Below are 13,986 nucleotides of genomic sequence, written 5' to 3'. Positions count from 1 at the left end.
CTGCCTCAGGCGCTGAGGCCGCCGCGGCGCAGATGTTCGTCGAGGCGCGGCATGATCTCGACGAAGTTGCAGGGACGGTGCCGGTAGTCGAGCTGGTCCTTCAGGATGTGGTCCCAGCCGTCGCGGCAGGCGCCGGGCGAGCCGGGCAAAACGAAGACGAAGGTGGCGCCGAGGACCCCGCCGGTGGCGCGCGACTGGATGGTCGAAACGCCGATCTTCTCGAAGGAGATCCGGTGGAAGATCGCCGAAAAGCCGTCCATCCGCTTCTCGAACAGGGGTTCGAGCGCCTCGGGCGTAACATCGCGGCCGGTGAAGCCGGTGCCGCCGGTGGTGATGACGACGTCGACCTCGGGGTCCTCGCACCAGGCCTTGACCGCCGTGCGGATGGCTTCGACGTCGTCCGTCACGATCCTGCGGTCGGCGAGGCGATGGCCGGCGCCGGTCAGCCGGTCGGCGAGGGTGTCGCCGGAGCGGTCGTCGGCGAGGCTGCGGGTGTCGGAGACGGTGAGGACGGCAATCGACAGGGGCACGAAGGTGCGTTCGGTGTCGCTCATGGCAAATTCCTTCCGTCGTCCGGCGCGTCGGTGCCGGGGCGACGCGACAGCCACCAGCCGGGCTCTTCCCCGGCGATGGTCCGCGCCGCTTCGTCGCGGGCAGCCGCGTCTGCAAAGAGCCCGAAGACCGTCGCCCCGGATCCGGACATGCGGGCGAAGAGAGCACCGGCGGCCAGCAACCGCGCCCGCGCCATCTCGATTCCGGGCGCCAGCGACCCGGCGGCGAGCGCCAGGTCGTTGCGCGTTTCGCCGAGATAGGCGACGAGTTCGGCAAGGGATGAAAAGCCGTATCCCGGCAGCGCCGGCATCGGCGGATTGTCGCGCCGGGCGAGCATGCGGAAGACGACGGCCGTTTCGACGGCAATGCCCGGATTGACCAGCAGGATCGGAAGTTCCGGCATCGCCTCGACCGGCCGGATTGCCTCGCCGATGCCCGACACGAAGGCCGCCCGTCCTTCGAGGCACATGGGAACGTCGGCGCCGAGGCGAATGGCCGCGGCGGCAAGCGCCGTCCGCGCCGCCCCGGGCGCATCGGCCGCAACGAGGGCGAGGAGGGCCGCGGCATCGGCCGAGCCGCCGCCGATGCCGGCGGCGACGGGAAGATGCTTCGTCAGCGCAATGTCGAGGGGAGGCAGCGACAACCCGAACTTTGCGAGTTCTGCGCGGGCGAGGGCGGCCGCCTGCAGGAGTATGTTGCCATCGCCGGTCGGAACGCTCGAGGCGAAGCGGCCGGAAACGCCGAGGCGATCGATTCCCGCTTCCAGATCACGGAGGCTGGTGTCGTCGCCGCGCGGGCGGACGACGACCTCGTCGCTTGCCACCGCGTCGAAGACGACGAGACTTTCCAGGAGATGATAGCCGTCGTCCCGCCGCCCGACGACATGGAGCGCGAGATTGACCTTGGCGGGTGCGAGCCGGCATTCGGCCGAAACGGTCAAGGCATCCATGTGTCCCACCATCCGGCTTCGTGCGGCAGACCCGTCAGTTCGTGGTCGTCGGGGCTGCGCCCGGTGCCGCCTCCGACGGCTGCTGGCTTGCCGGTGCGGCGGCGGGCTTGGCGGGAAGGTCGGTTGCCGGGGACTTGGCTTCGGCCTCGGCCCGCGGGGCGGTCTCGGCGTCGCCGGCTTCGGCCTTTTCGCTGGAAGCTGTGCCCGTCAGGCCGTTCTTCAGCTTCGCCTCGATCGCCCGGCGCTGATCGGGCTCGGGCTCCGGCTTACCGACGAGGGCGCGCTCCCACTGGAACTTCGCCTCGCGCTTGCGGCCAACCTGCCAATAGGCGTCGCCGAGATGATCGTTGACCGTCGGCTCCATCGGCGTGATCAGGACGGCCCGCTCGAGCTGCTCGACGGCATCGTCGTAGCGGCCGAGGCGGTAGTAGGCCCAGCCGAGGCTGTCGATGATGTAGCCGTCATTGGGCCTGAGGTCGACGGCCCGCTTGATCATGTCGAGGCCCTCGTCGAGATGGCGGTTCATGTCGACCCAGGAATAGCCGAGATAGTTCAGGACCTGTGGCTGGTCGGGCGAAAGCTCCAGCGCCTTCTTGAAGTCGGGCTCGGCCTTGTCCCACATCTTCTGGCGCTCGTAGGCGATGCCGCGCTGATAGTAGAGGTTCCAGTTCTCCTCGTCGCCCGCCTTGGCGAGTTCCACCGCCTTGTTCAGCGCCTCGGCCGCTTCGGCATATTCCTTGTTGGCGGACAGGACGTCGGCGAGCGCGGTATGGGCGCGCACGTCGTCCGGATAGTCGCGCACCGCCCGTTCCAGATGCCGTTTCGCCTCGTCCTTCTTCTCGGCATACCAGAGGTCGAGGCCGATCTGCAGGTCGGCGGTCCGGCGGAAGGCGGAATTCTCGGGGATCTCCTTGTAGTAGGAGATGGCCAGTTCCAGCTGGTTCGCCTGCTCGGCGATGCCGGCGAGCGCGGTCAGGAGCGCCGGGCTGCGCGGCGCCAGCGCCCTCGCCAGCTGGAAGTAGAGCAGCGCGACGTCGCGGCCGTCGCCCCGGTTGATTGCCTGACCGAGCACGTAGAGGCTCTCGGCCGCACCCTCCTGAACGGAGGCGGCGGCCGGCTCGATCGTCTCGCCGCGATCGATTCGATCGCGCAGGAAGGTCAGCGGCGTGTAGTTCGGCGCGACGGCAAGCCCGGCATCGACCGCCTTCAGCGCAGCCTGCTTGTTGCCTTCGCGCACCTCGAGCCGGGCGAGGGCGTCGGCGGCGCCGAGATAGGCGTCTGGAGAGGTGCGGGCGAGGGTCTGGTCCCCGACGACCTTCGACAACACCGTGCGCGCCACCTGCGGCCGGTTGGCGAGCGAGGCGATCAGGCCCTTCTGATAGGCGTTGAAGATCGCGTACCAGGGTGCGCCGGTGCTCTGATCGATCCGCGACAGCGCCTCGTCGACCCGGCCGGCGCCGACCTCGGCCCAGGCCATCAGATGGGCGAGGAGAAGCGCGTCGAGATCGGTCGGATTGACGACGTCGAATTCGGAAATCGCGGCCTCGAAGTCGCCTTTCGTCAGGGCGTCGACGCCGAGGGTGATTCGCGCCACCTTCGAGACGTTCGCGTCGTCGCGAAGCTTCGCCGCGAGGTCGACGCCGTCCTTGAACCGTCCGTCCGCCAGATAGGCGAACATCGCGTCCTGCTGCAGGGCCTCCGCAGTCGGGTCGATCGACAGCGCCTGGGTGTAGAAGTCGCTCGCGGCGTCGAGATCGCCCGAGGCCTGGGCGGTCTTGGCCGCCAGATAGGCGCCAGAGAGCGAGCCGGCGATCTCCACCGGCGCCTTCGCCAGGGCGGACAGCCCGTCCTGCCCGGCCGCACGGCCCGCCCCGCTCCCTGCAAGAACGATCACGGCCGACGCCATCAAGGTGGTGAAGAGGCGCGAAAGCGTCACGATGGATCCTTTCCTCCGGCGGGGCCGGTGCGGTTTCCTTGCAAGGTGCCGCGGCCGGGGCAGCCCGGACGGTTCGCGAAGTGACGCGAACTCGCGACAATTTGCAAGTCTCTTCGGCGTGTTGCACAAAGACCTTGACCGCAATGCGACGAGGCCCGCGGCAATGCCGGCGATCACGTCGAAGTGGCCCGGATCGCGTCGGTCGAGCCGATCAATTCAGCCGATCGACGCAGAAGTCGACGACGCCGAGCATCGCCTCTCGGGCCGGCGAGGGCGGCAGGGTCGCGGCGGCGCGATAGGCCTCCTGACCGAAGTCCCGCGCCCGCTCGATCGTCGCTTCGAGGGCGCCGTGGCTCTGCAGCAGTTCCTTGGCGCGGGCAAGCGCCGCGTCGTCGTTCTGGCCGCCCTCCATCGCGCTCTGCCAGAAGGCCTTCTCCTCGGCGTCGCCCTTCGCATAGGCCAGAATGACCGGCAGGGTGATCTTGCCTTCGCGGAAGTCGTCGCCGGTGTTCTTGCCGAGATCGGCCAGGGAGCTGCGATAGTCGAGGACGTCGTCGACGAGCTGGAACGCCAGGCCGAGGGAGCGGCCATAGTCGCGCATCGCCGCGCGCTCGCTCTCGCCCTTGCCGGCGATCACCGGTCCGACCTCCGTGGCGGCGGAGAACAACGCGGCGGTCTTGGCGTCGATGACGGCGAGATAGTCCGCCTCGCTTGTGGTCATCTGCTTGGCGGCCGCGAGCTGCCAGACTTCGCCCTCGGCGATCACCGCCGACGCTGCAGACAGGATCGCCAACGCGTCGAGCGAACCGACCTCGACCATCATCTTGAAGGCCTGGCCCAGCAGGAAGTCGCCGACGAGGACGCTCGCCTGATTGCCCCAGATGGTGCGCGCCGTGCTCTTGCCGCGCCGCATGTCGCTCTCGTCGACGACGTCGTCGTGGAGCAGCGTCGCGGTGTGCATGAACTCGACGCTGGCGGCGAGCTTGACGTGATCGGCGCCGTCATAGCCATGGGCCAGGGCCGAGGCGATGGTCAGCATCGGCCGCAGCCGCTTGCCGCCCGAGGAGATGAGATGTTCGGCGATCTGCGGGATGAGTTCCACGTTCGAGCCAGCCATGGCGAGGATCAGATCGTTGACCCGCGCCATGTCCTCTTTGGTCAGCGCGAGGATCGGATCGATCGACCCGCGGGTCTGCCGCTGTGCGGCGCGGATGGCCAGGCTCACCATGCTTCTCCGTTATTCGAGCTCTCCGCAGAGCGATTTCTGCGCTGCAATAGGCCGAGGGCGCGGCCCCCCGCAAGGGCGGTGGTCGCGCGTTCGTCGCAGCCACCTGCAAGCGGGCGGAGCGCAGCATCCCTGGTCGCCAAGATGGCGTCTTCGCGCCGCGCGTCCATTCGAAGCTCAGATCACGCATGAAATTCGCCGTGACGGGGGGGCGGGCGTCGCCTTCTCAGGCTCGCTGCGGGCGGCACGGCACTTTCGGCCTCGACAAGGCGTTGTGCCATCGGAAAGATGGAGGCCGGCCCGCGGGGCGGCGAAACGCCGTCGGTTGAAAGGATGCATCATGAAGGAACTCATGCGATCGAACGACGCGGTGCTGATCTCGTTCGTCGACGCCTTGCTGAAGGATGCCGAGATCGTGCATTTCGTCGCGGACGCCCATATGAGCATTCTCGACGGCTCGATCGGCGTCCTGCCCCGGCGCGTCCTCGTCGATCCGGAGTGCCTCGACCAGGCACGCCGGCTCCTGCGCGATGCCGATCTCGGCCACGAGATCTCCATGGCCGAATGACGCGTGGGGCCGAATGATGCGTGGGGCCGAATGATGCGCGAGCCGGCCGATGCGGGCTTGACGGAGATCCGACCGGCGATGGTGGCCGATCCCTTCGGCGATGTGACGATCGACGGCCGCCCGGTGCGGCTCGACGCCTTTCATAGCGGTGGCTTCACGGTGTTTCAGCCGAAGGGCTGGGGCTACCGCTCGGGCCTCGACGCCATGCTGCTTTCCGCCTGCGTCGCCTCCGGATTCGCCGGCAGGATCGCCGATCTCGGTGCCGGATCGGGTGTCGTCGGCTTCAGCGCGGCGCTTCGCGCGCCGGCGGCGACGGTGACGCTCGCAGAGGCCCAACCGATCATGGCGGCGCTCTGCCGCCACTCGCTGGCCCTGCCGCAGAACGCTGCCTTTGCGAGCCGCATCGCTGTTACCGAGATCGACATCGGCGCCGGCCGCGTCCCGCGCGGGGCTGCCGGCCTCGGTGATTCGGCCTTCGATCTCGTTCTGACCAATCCCCCATTCCATCCGGCGAACCACCGCCGGCCACCGGATCCGGTGCGCGACAAGGCACTGTTCGCCCAAGACGGGATGTCGCTCGGCCGCTGGTTCGCCGTCGCCGCCGCGCTGCTGGCGCCGAAAGGGCGACTGGTGGCGGTGTTGAGGGCGGATCGTCTCGGCGAGGTCCTGCAAACACTCGAGGCCCGTCTCGGCGGCGTGACCGTCCTGCCGGTCCATACCCGGGCAGGAGCGCCGGCAGAGCGCATCGTCGTCACGGCGAGACGAGGCACGCGCGCGCCGCTGCGGCTGCTCGAAGGGATCGCCCTCGAAGATGCGGGCGGCCACCCGGCGGAGCTGTCCGAAGGCATCGCCCGAGGCACCGCGACGCTTCCCCTCGCCGAGATGTGAACCCGTCGCGGTCGGGCGCAGGCGAACGTCGCCGAACCGCACCGTTTGCGAAGCCGCGGGGAGTGCTTAAATGCGAGGGGATCTTTTAGAAGAACCGCACCCAAAGGCATCCTCTTGGCCAACCCGCTCAAGAAATTCCTCCCGAAGCGCTTTCGTCGGGAGGGCGTCACCATTCCGGTGGTCAAGCTCTCGGGCATGATCGCGGCCTCCAGCTCGCCCTTCCGGCAGGGACTGTCGATCGCGACGGCCGCGCCGCTGCTCGAAAAGGCCTTCGGTGACAAGGCGGCGCCGGCCGTCGCCATCGTCGTCAACTCGCCCGGCGGCTCGCCGGTGCAGTCGCGGCTGATCTTCAAGCGGATCCGCGATCTGGCCGACGAAAAGCAGAAGACCGTCCTCGTCTTCGTCGAGGACGTCGCGGCCTCCGGCGGCTACATGATCGCCTGCGCCGGCGACGAGATCATCGCGGATCCGTCCTCCATCGTCGGCTCGATCGGCGTCGTCTCCGGCTCCTTCGGTTTCGTCGAGGCAATCGCCAAACTCGGCATCGAGCGCCGCGTCCACACCGCCGGTCAGAACAAGGCGACGCTCGACCCGTTCCAGCCGGAAAAGCCGGAGGACGTCGCCCATCTGAAATCGCTGCAACTGGAGATCCACGACACGTTCATCGATCTCGTCAAGTCGCGGCGGGGCGCAAGGCTCGTCGAGGACGACCAGATGTTCTCCGGCCTGTTCTGGTCCGGCAAGCGGGGGCTCGACCTCGGCCTCGTCGACGCCCTCGGCGACATCCGCGAGACGCTGCGGCTGCGCTACGGCGAGACCGTCAAGCTGGAGTTGATCAGCCAGGGCCGCTCGCTTTTCGGCCGCAAGCCGAAGGGCATCAGCACCGGATCGGAAAGCGGCCTCGCCGCGATCGGCGAGGGCGTGGCCGACCGGATCTTCGCCCAGATCGAGGAGCGGGCGGTCTGGGCGAGATTCGGGCTCTGAGGATCGCTGCCTCTGCGCGCGAATGTTCTCCCGACAACGGGCGAGTACGCCGCAGATGGTGAATTGCCGGCATGGCGGCGAAGGCGCATAATGGCGACAGAAGGTGTGTTTTGGAGATGATCGAAGCGATGCCCCAGCTCATACTCCTGGGCCTCGTCGGAGCCGCGGCCTGGCTCGGCTTCAAGCAGATGGCGAAGGATGCCGAGAAGGTCTCCGAGCGAAACCGGCAGGCCGAAGCGGAGGTGCGCACCGGTGCGCAGGGAACGCTCGTGCGCGGCCCGGATGGCGTCTATCGCGTCCGCAAGGACTGACGCGGCACCTCTTGCCGTCGATCTTCTTCGTCGTCGCAACCCGTAGCTGACTGCCAAAGCAGCCAGCCACGGGAATGGAACATGCGGCCCTTCGCCCCGATTCCCCTGTCGATATTCCTATCTGACGGAGGCGACGATGAAGGCCATCACCTGGCACGGCAAGCACGACATGCGATGCGAAAGCGTCCCCGATCCGACGATCGAGGACGGTCGCGACGTGATCATCAAGATGACCGCCTGCGCGATCTGCGGGTCGGATCTCCACTTTTACGACGGCTTCATGCCCGGCATGGAATCGGGCGACATCGTCGGTCATGAGTTCATGGGCGAGGTCATGGAGGTCGGCCGCGACACCAAGAAGCTGAAGGTCGGCGACCGGATCGTCGTGCCATTCACCATCGTGTGCGGCGAATGCGATCAGTGCAAGCGCGGCAACTTCTCCGTCTGCGAGCGCTCCAACCGCAATGCCGACCTCGCCGCCAAGATGTTCGGCCACACCACCGCTGGTCTTTATGGCTACTCGCATTTGACCGGCGGCTATTCCGGCGGCCAGGCCGAATTCGTCCGCGTGCCCTATGCGGATGTCGGGCCGGTGAAGGTTCCCAACGGCATGACCGACGAGGAGGTGCTGTTCCTCGGCGACATCCTGCCGACCGGCTGGCAGGGCGCCAAGAACTGCGACATCAAGCCGACGGACACCGTGGCGATCTGGGGCGCCGGCCCGGTCGGCCTGTTCGCACTGCAGAGCGCCATCATCCAGGGGGCGAAGCAGGTGGTCGTCATCGACGAGGTGCCCGAACGTTTGGCCATTGCCCAGCGGATGGGCGCCATCACCATCGACTTCCAGAACGAGAGCACCGTCGAGCGGCTGAACGAGCTGACCGACAACAAGGGCCCGGACGCCTGCATCGACTGCGTCGGCATGGAGGCCCATTCTGGCTACGGGGTCGAGCACCTCTACGACCGCGCCAAGCAGGCGGTGATGGCCGAGACCGATCGGCCGCATGTCTTGCGCGAGATGATCTATGTCTGCCGTCCGGGCGGCACGATCTCGGTGCCCGGCGTCTATGGCGGCCTCGTCGACAAGATCCCCTTCGGCGCGGCGATGAACAAGTCGCTGAGCTTCAAGATGGGCCAGACCCACGTCAACAAATGGGCCGACGACCTTCTGGTGCGCATCCAGGAAGGCCAGTTCGATACCACCTCCTTCATCTCCCATCGCGGCACGCTGGAAGACGGCCCGGACCTCTACAAGACGTTCCGCGACAAGAAGGATGGCTGCACCAAGGTCGTGCTGACGCCGTAACGGGTGCAGCGCTCCAAAGAGGCTTCGTTGGATGGCCGCGGCATGGGTGCCGCGGCCATTGTGCGTCAGGAACGCGCCGACCCGCTGCGGTTGCGGCGTCATTTCAGTGACGAGCGCCTGGGTCATAGTCGGTGGGACCGGGACGAGGTCCGGCATGCCGCCCTGTTGAACAAACGCCGAGAGGAGAGCGAGACCAATGCTGGACATCGAGGCCGGCCACGGCAAGGAAAGCCATGACGACGCCAGCCATCCGCGCCTCTTCTACTTCTGCGGCGTCGTCGGCATCCTCGGCTGCATCGCCGCGGTGACCGCAAACGTCGTGGGCGTGATCGTCCGGCCGAACGAGGGCATGATCGCTGATACGATCAGCGCGCTCGCCGCCGGCCGTTACGCCGTCATCATGGACATCGGCCTCTATGCCTTCGCCGCCGGAGTTCTCGCCGCCGCCGCCGGCCTGCGCCGGCTGCACTGGGGCAATTGGAGCTGGACGGCCGGCTCCTGGCTCCTGACCCTCATGGCGATCCTCATCGTCGTCATCGGCGCCCATGGCGAATATGGCGACGGCGAGCCGGGCGGCCTCGTCATCCATCTGCCGGTGGTCGGCGTGATGGCGCTGGTTTTCACCGCCTCGGCGCTCCTGACGGCCGCCGGCTTCTACCGCTTCCGCCGCCGCTGGTTCTGGTTCAACATCGCCTGCGCGATCCTCTGGGTGGCGGGCGCTGCGGCCTTCTGGTTCTCGCCAACCTCGATCGACGGGCTGATCGAGCGCTGCGTCGGCATGATCATGATCGTCTGGCTGCTGGCCGTGTCGAAATTGCTGATCGACCGCGCGAAGGGGAGGGCGACGCGGCTGCCGGTTCTCGGCGACTGGTAGGAGGCGCGACAACGTTTGACCGACGGCGGGCCGCCAGGTCGTTCCGGGGGGCGTTCGGGATGTTCGCTTCGACAGCCTGCGATTCCACCTGCGTGTCGACATCCGCGGCGGCGCAGCTGCAGTCTCTAGCTGTAGTGACATCGATGACGAGCGACCACCTGTTTAGACGCCCGATGCCGGATCGGTCGAGAATCCGTCGAGCTAACTTAGGCTTAATGCTGCTTTCGTAAGGATATATCCTGCGCGGAGGCTAACGTGGTCGTTTTCAAGAAATCCATCGACTGGCTGACATTCCGGACCATCGAGCCCGGACTTGCTCAAGCACAGTTCCGCGAGTTGCAGCGGCAGATCCCGCTCCTCTACGCTTTGCTGAGCATGAATGCCCTTGCGGTCGCTTACACCCATTACGGTACCGCGCCCCAGTGGATGGCAGTCTGGATCCCGGCCGTGCTGGTGACGGTCAGCGTCGTCCGCCTGGTGAAATGGGTGCGTTCCCCCGCGGCGACGGTCGGCGAAGAGGAAGCTGTCCGGCTTCTGAAGCGCACCACGATACTGGGATCGGTGATCGCGCTCGCCTACATCTCCTGGTCGCTGCATTTGAGCCAATATGGTGACGAGCATCAGCAAACTCACGTCGCCATCTTCATCGCGATCACGGTGATCGGCTGCATTTTCTGTCTGATGCATCTGCCCCAGGCGGCGTTGGCGGTCACGGCGATCGTCACTCTTCCGTACCTCGCCTTCTACGTATCGCCCGACGACGCGGTCTACACCGCCATCGGCTTCAACATCCTCCTCGTCACGCTCGTGATGATCCGCGTCCTCCTCAATAGTTTCGACGGCTTCGCGATGCTGATCCGGACGCAGGTACACACGGAGAAACTGAACCGGGAGATCACCAAGCTCGCCCATACCGACATGTTGACCGGGCTGCCGAACCGGCGCCTCTTCTTCTCAGAGGCCGACCGCAGCATCGAACGCTGCCGCACGGACGGGCGGGAGCTTGCCCTTGGCGTCATCGATCTCGATCGCTTCAAGGCCGCGAACGACACCTTCGGTCATGTGGTTGGCGACGAACTTCTCGAAGCGGTCGGAGAGCGCCTGCGTGACATCTTCGCGGATCATGGCCTCGTGGCACGTCTGGGCGGCGACGAGTTCGCCTTCGTGATCGAGGGGGACGAAGCAAAGGCCATGGCGCTTGCCGGACATGTTTGCCAGGTCCTTTCGGAGCCATTCCAGCTGGAAGACATCACCGTCTCGATCGGCGCCTCTTGCGGGGTGGCGACGACGCGCGACATTTCCGGGACCTCGCGCGAACTCTACGACGGCGCCGACTACGCCCTCTACAAGACCAAGAGCGAGCGCCGCGGCTTTGCGACGCTCTACTCGCCCGAACACGAGAAGCGCATCCGCTCCGAACGGGCGGTGGAAGCCGCCCTTCAGGTGGCGGACCTCGACGGCGAGATGGAGGTCCATCTCCAGCCGATCGCCAGCATCGACGGGCAAACCATCGTGTTCGTCGAGGCTCTGGCGCGCTGGACGAGCCCCGAACTCGGTCGGGTCGCGCCCGACGTCTTCATCCTGCTCGCGGAGCGGGCGGGCATCATGCACCGCCTGACCTTGACGCTTCTCGGCAAGGCCCTCGCCTGTCTCGAGCGCCTTCCGACGGGGGTGATGCTCTCCTTCAATCTGTCGGCGCACGACATCACGTGCCACGAGACGGTCGTCGCCATCATGGCGCTGGTGCGGCGCTCGGGCGTTCACCCGTCGCGGCTCGTCATGGAGTTGACGGAAACGGCGGTGGTCAGGGACTTCGAGGCTGCCGAGGCATCGATGCGGCTGCTTCGCTCGCTCGGGATCAAGATCGCCCTCGACGACTTCGGCACCGGCCAGTCGAGTCTCAGCTATCTACGCAGGCTGCCGATCGACAAGGTCAAGATCGACAGCAGCTTCGTCGCCGGCGCCGACGATGCCGAGGGCCGCGAGCTTCTTTCCGCCGTCATTGCCTTCTGCAAGTCGATGCGGATGCAATGCATTGCGGAAGGCGTGGAGGACGCAACGCAGCTCCACTTCCTCCAGTCGATCGACTGCGACTTCTATCAGGGCTACCTGCTCGCCAGGCCGATGCCGATCGACGAACTCGTCGCCTGGGTCGAGGACAAGGCACAGCCGGACGAACGGCTGGCACGAGCCTGACTGCACGTTGCGGTCCGGCAGTTTCGTCGGCGACGGACGAACGGTCGCGTCCGCCCGCCATCGGCCCAGCCTTGACCGGCCTCCCGCCCCCGTGGCAACTCGCGTCCGACCCTTTTCGCCCGCCGCGTCTCGTTTCGCGGGATCATGCCGGACCGTCCCATCATGTCAGACCTTGCCCCCCACATGGACCCGCGCCGCTCCTTCCAGGCGCTGATCCTGACGTTGCATCGCTACTGGGCCGATTACGGCTGCGTCGTGCTGCAGCCTTACGACATGGAGGTCGGCGCCGGCACCTTCCATCCGGCGACGACGCTGCGGGCGCTGGGGCCCCGGCCGTGGAACGCCGCATACGTCCAGCCGTCGCGGCGGCCGAAGGACGGTCGCTACGGCGAAAACCCCAACCGGCTGCAGCACTACTACCAGTACCAGGTGATCCTGAAGCCGAACCCGGCCAACCTGCAGGAGCTCTATCTCGGCTCGCTGAAGGCGATCGGCATCGACACCGGCCTGCACGACATCCGCTTCGTCGAGGACGACTGGGAGAGCCCGACGCTCGGCGCCTGGGGCCTCGGCTGGGAATGCTGGTGCGACGGCATGGAGGTCTCGCAGTTCACCTACTTCCAGCAGGTCTGCGGCATCGAATGCGCCCCCGTCGCCGGCGAGCTGACCTACGGGCTCGAGCGGCTGGCGATGTACGTCCAGAACGTCGACAACGTCTACGACCTCAATTTCAACGGCCGCGAGGGGGCCGAGAAGGTCACATACGGCGACGTCTTCCTGCAGGCCGAGCAGGAATATTCCCGCTACAATTTCGAGATCGCCGATACGAAGATCCTGCACCAGCACTTCATCGACGCGGAAAACGAGTGCAAGGCGGTCCTCGCCTTCGGCGCTCCGGGGCAGGCCGGCGGCCTGCACAAATGCGTCCTGCCGGCCTACGACCAGTGCATCAAGGCGTCCCACGTCTTCAACCTGCTCGACGCCCGCGGCGTCATCTCGGTGACCGAGCGCCAGAGCTACATCCTGCGCGTCCGCAACCTCGCCAAAGCCTGCGGCGAGGCGTTTTTGCTGACCGATGCCGGTGGAGCGAATTGGTAGGGCTGAGATGAAGTGGAAGCAGATCGACAAGCGCAGCCGGGCGGTGTTCCGGCAGTGCCGAACGCCTAGCCCGGACCCTGCCCAAATGGATCGATGACCGTGATCTCGGGAAAGCGGAAATCCCGCGTGTTCCTGGTGAGCACCGCGAGGCCGTGGACTGCAGCCGTCGCGGCTAAGAGGCTGTCATAGCTCTCGGTGCCTGCCTCGGCCTGCATGGCGCCGCAAAGCATCGCCTCCGTCGCACCGAACGGCAGGATGCGGCCATCATAGGCTGGCAGGACGTTGCCGGTGAGCCAGCGCTCAAGCGTGGCGGCGTCGTCGGGGGCGCGGCGCGCGAGGCGCAGGATGCCCCGACGGATCTCCATGATGGTGATCACCGACAGGAAGAAGGCGCGCTGCGGCACCTCCTCGAACCACCGCTGCACGAGCGGATCGGCCCGGCGGCCCTTGCGGGCTTCCGACAGGACGTTCGTGTCGACGAGGTATGCCGTCAAAATGCGACGTCCCGGCCCGCCAGGGCAGAGCGCTCGAAAGCAATGTCGATACCGGCGGCGTCCTCGTTGGCGAGGAGATCGAGCATGGTGGGGCCGGCCTTCTCGCCGCTCATCCGCCGGAATTCCTCGTGGGTCATCAGGACGAAGGCAGGCTTGCCCCGATCGGTGATGACGACCGGTGCCACGGCGGCGGCGCGCTTCGCCGCGCCGATGTCCTGATTGAGTTCGCGTGACGAGATCGTGGCCATGACCGCCTCCTTGTAGTAACGCAAAAATATGTTGCTACATTGAAGCGGTCAAGAGGTTCATGCCCGCGCGCTGGTGCCCTCGGAGCCCGGGTCCTCGGCAACCTTGCGGGCAAAGTCCCGCTGATCGCCGCCCGAGCTTGCGATGCCGAGAAGGGCACCAAGGGCCGTCTCGAACAGGCCCTTCCAGTCAATGTCGGCGGACAGGCGCTCCATGCTCAGATCGTAGGATGTCGCTCAGATCGTAGGACGTCTCGATCGCATTGGCGAACCAGCCGAAGACGTTGCCCTCATCCTGGCCCGGATAGAAGGTGCAGAGGGCGGTCGTCGACCACGCTTCAGGAGGGGCTCGGATGAAGA

At 66.6% G+C, this 13,986-nt stretch carries 15 protein-coding genes; 8 read left to right on the top strand and 7 right to left on the bottom strand.

Annotation, left to right across the window (positions count from 1 at the left end):
- Positions 1 to 5: 5 nt before the first annotated feature.
- From moaB to GTK09_RS16855, 4 genes are all read right to left on the bottom strand, one after another.
- Positions 6 to 554, bottom strand: coding sequence for a molybdenum cofactor biosynthesis protein B (moaB, locus tag GTK09_RS16870; RefSeq protein ID WP_163464632.1), 549 nt, complete (start codon positions 552 to 554; stop codon positions 6 to 8).
- Positions 551 to 1,501: a 4-(cytidine 5'-diphospho)-2-C-methyl-D-erythritol kinase gene (locus tag GTK09_RS16865; RefSeq protein WP_163464631.1), complete on the bottom strand. Its 951-nt coding sequence runs from the start codon at positions 1,499 to 1,501 to the stop codon at positions 551 to 553. The genes moaB and GTK09_RS16865 overlap by 4 nt, the downstream gene beginning before the upstream one ends.
- A 34-nt stretch (positions 1,502 to 1,535) precedes the next feature.
- Entirely contained in the window at positions 1,536 to 3,437 is a 1,902-nt protein-coding gene (locus GTK09_RS16860; protein WP_312869909.1) for a tetratricopeptide repeat protein, read from the bottom strand.
- A gap of 211 nt (positions 3,438 to 3,648) precedes the next feature.
- Positions 3,649 to 4,665: a polyprenyl synthetase family protein gene (locus GTK09_RS16855; protein ID WP_163464630.1), complete on the bottom strand. Its 1,017-nt coding sequence runs from the start codon at positions 4,663 to 4,665 to the stop codon at positions 3,649 to 3,651.
- Between the two features lie 337 nt (positions 4,666 to 5,002).
- Between GTK09_RS16855 and GTK09_RS16850 the strand changes: the two genes are divergently transcribed.
- The 8 genes from GTK09_RS16850 (at position 5,003) to GTK09_RS16815 (ending at position 12,887) form a co-directional block, all read left to right on the top strand.
- Entirely contained in the window at positions 5,003 to 5,230 is a 228-nt protein-coding gene (locus GTK09_RS16850; protein WP_163464629.1) for a putative signal transducing protein, read from the top strand.
- A gap of 57 nt (positions 5,231 to 5,287) precedes the next feature.
- On the top strand, positions 5,288 to 6,118 hold the full coding sequence (locus GTK09_RS16845; RefSeq protein WP_163464628.1) for a tRNA1(Val) (adenine(37)-N6)-methyltransferase: 831 nt from the start codon (positions 5,288 to 5,290) through the stop codon (positions 6,116 to 6,118).
- A 114-nt stretch (positions 6,119 to 6,232) separates the two neighbouring features.
- The gene (locus GTK09_RS16840; protein WP_163464627.1) at positions 6,233 to 7,102 is read left to right on the top strand and encodes a S49 family peptidase; all 870 of its coding nucleotides are present in this window, start codon (positions 6,233 to 6,235) and stop codon (positions 7,100 to 7,102) included.
- Between the two features lie 116 nt (positions 7,103 to 7,218).
- Positions 7,219 to 7,413: a hypothetical protein gene (locus GTK09_RS16835; RefSeq protein WP_246217958.1), complete on the top strand. Its 195-nt coding sequence runs from the start codon at positions 7,219 to 7,221 to the stop codon at positions 7,411 to 7,413.
- Between the two features lie 136 nt (positions 7,414 to 7,549).
- A complete protein-coding gene (locus tag GTK09_RS16830) occupies positions 7,550 to 8,719 on the top strand; it encodes a zinc-dependent alcohol dehydrogenase (RefSeq protein WP_163464626.1) in 1,170 nt (389 codons plus the stop codon).
- A 196-nt stretch (positions 8,720 to 8,915) separates the two neighbouring features.
- Entirely contained in the window at positions 8,916 to 9,593 is a 678-nt protein-coding gene (locus GTK09_RS16825; RefSeq protein WP_163464625.1) for a DUF998 domain-containing protein, read from the top strand.
- A gap of 255 nt (positions 9,594 to 9,848) precedes the next feature.
- Positions 9,849 to 11,789, top strand: coding sequence for a putative bifunctional diguanylate cyclase/phosphodiesterase (locus GTK09_RS16820; RefSeq protein ID WP_203561079.1), 1,941 nt, complete (start codon positions 9,849 to 9,851; stop codon positions 11,787 to 11,789).
- A 162-nt stretch (positions 11,790 to 11,951) separates the two neighbouring features.
- Positions 11,952 to 12,887, top strand: a complete 936-nt coding sequence (locus tag GTK09_RS16815) for a glycine--tRNA ligase subunit alpha (RefSeq protein ID WP_163464624.1) — start codon at positions 11,952 to 11,954, stop codon at positions 12,885 to 12,887.
- A gap of 65 nt (positions 12,888 to 12,952) precedes the next feature.
- On the opposite strand, the gene GTK09_RS16810 is transcribed toward GTK09_RS16815, so the two are convergent.
- The 3 genes from GTK09_RS16810 to GTK09_RS16800 are packed head-to-tail and all read right to left on the bottom strand — an operon-like array spanning position 12,953 to position 13,842.
- The gene (locus GTK09_RS16810) at positions 12,953 to 13,381 is read right to left on the bottom strand and encodes a type II toxin-antitoxin system VapC family toxin (RefSeq protein WP_163464623.1); all 429 of its coding nucleotides are present in this window, start codon (positions 13,379 to 13,381) and stop codon (positions 12,953 to 12,955) included.
- Positions 13,378 to 13,629: a type II toxin-antitoxin system prevent-host-death family antitoxin gene (locus GTK09_RS16805; protein ID WP_163464622.1), complete on the bottom strand. Its 252-nt coding sequence runs from the start codon at positions 13,627 to 13,629 to the stop codon at positions 13,378 to 13,380. Before GTK09_RS16805 ends, GTK09_RS16810 begins: the two co-directional genes overlap by 4 nt.
- 57 nt (positions 13,630 to 13,686) lie before the next feature.
- Entirely contained in the window at positions 13,687 to 13,842 is a 156-nt protein-coding gene (locus GTK09_RS16800) for a hypothetical protein (RefSeq protein WP_163464621.1), read from the bottom strand.
- Positions 13,843 to 13,986 lie beyond the last annotated feature (144 nt).

This window comes from Jiella pacifica, from assembly GCF_010500815.1.
Taxonomy (GTDB): Bacteria; Pseudomonadota; Alphaproteobacteria; order Rhizobiales; family Rhizobiaceae; genus Jiella; species Jiella pacifica.
Note: the sequence above shows the minus strand (reverse complement) of the source record. Positions and strands in the feature narration are given on the sequence as shown.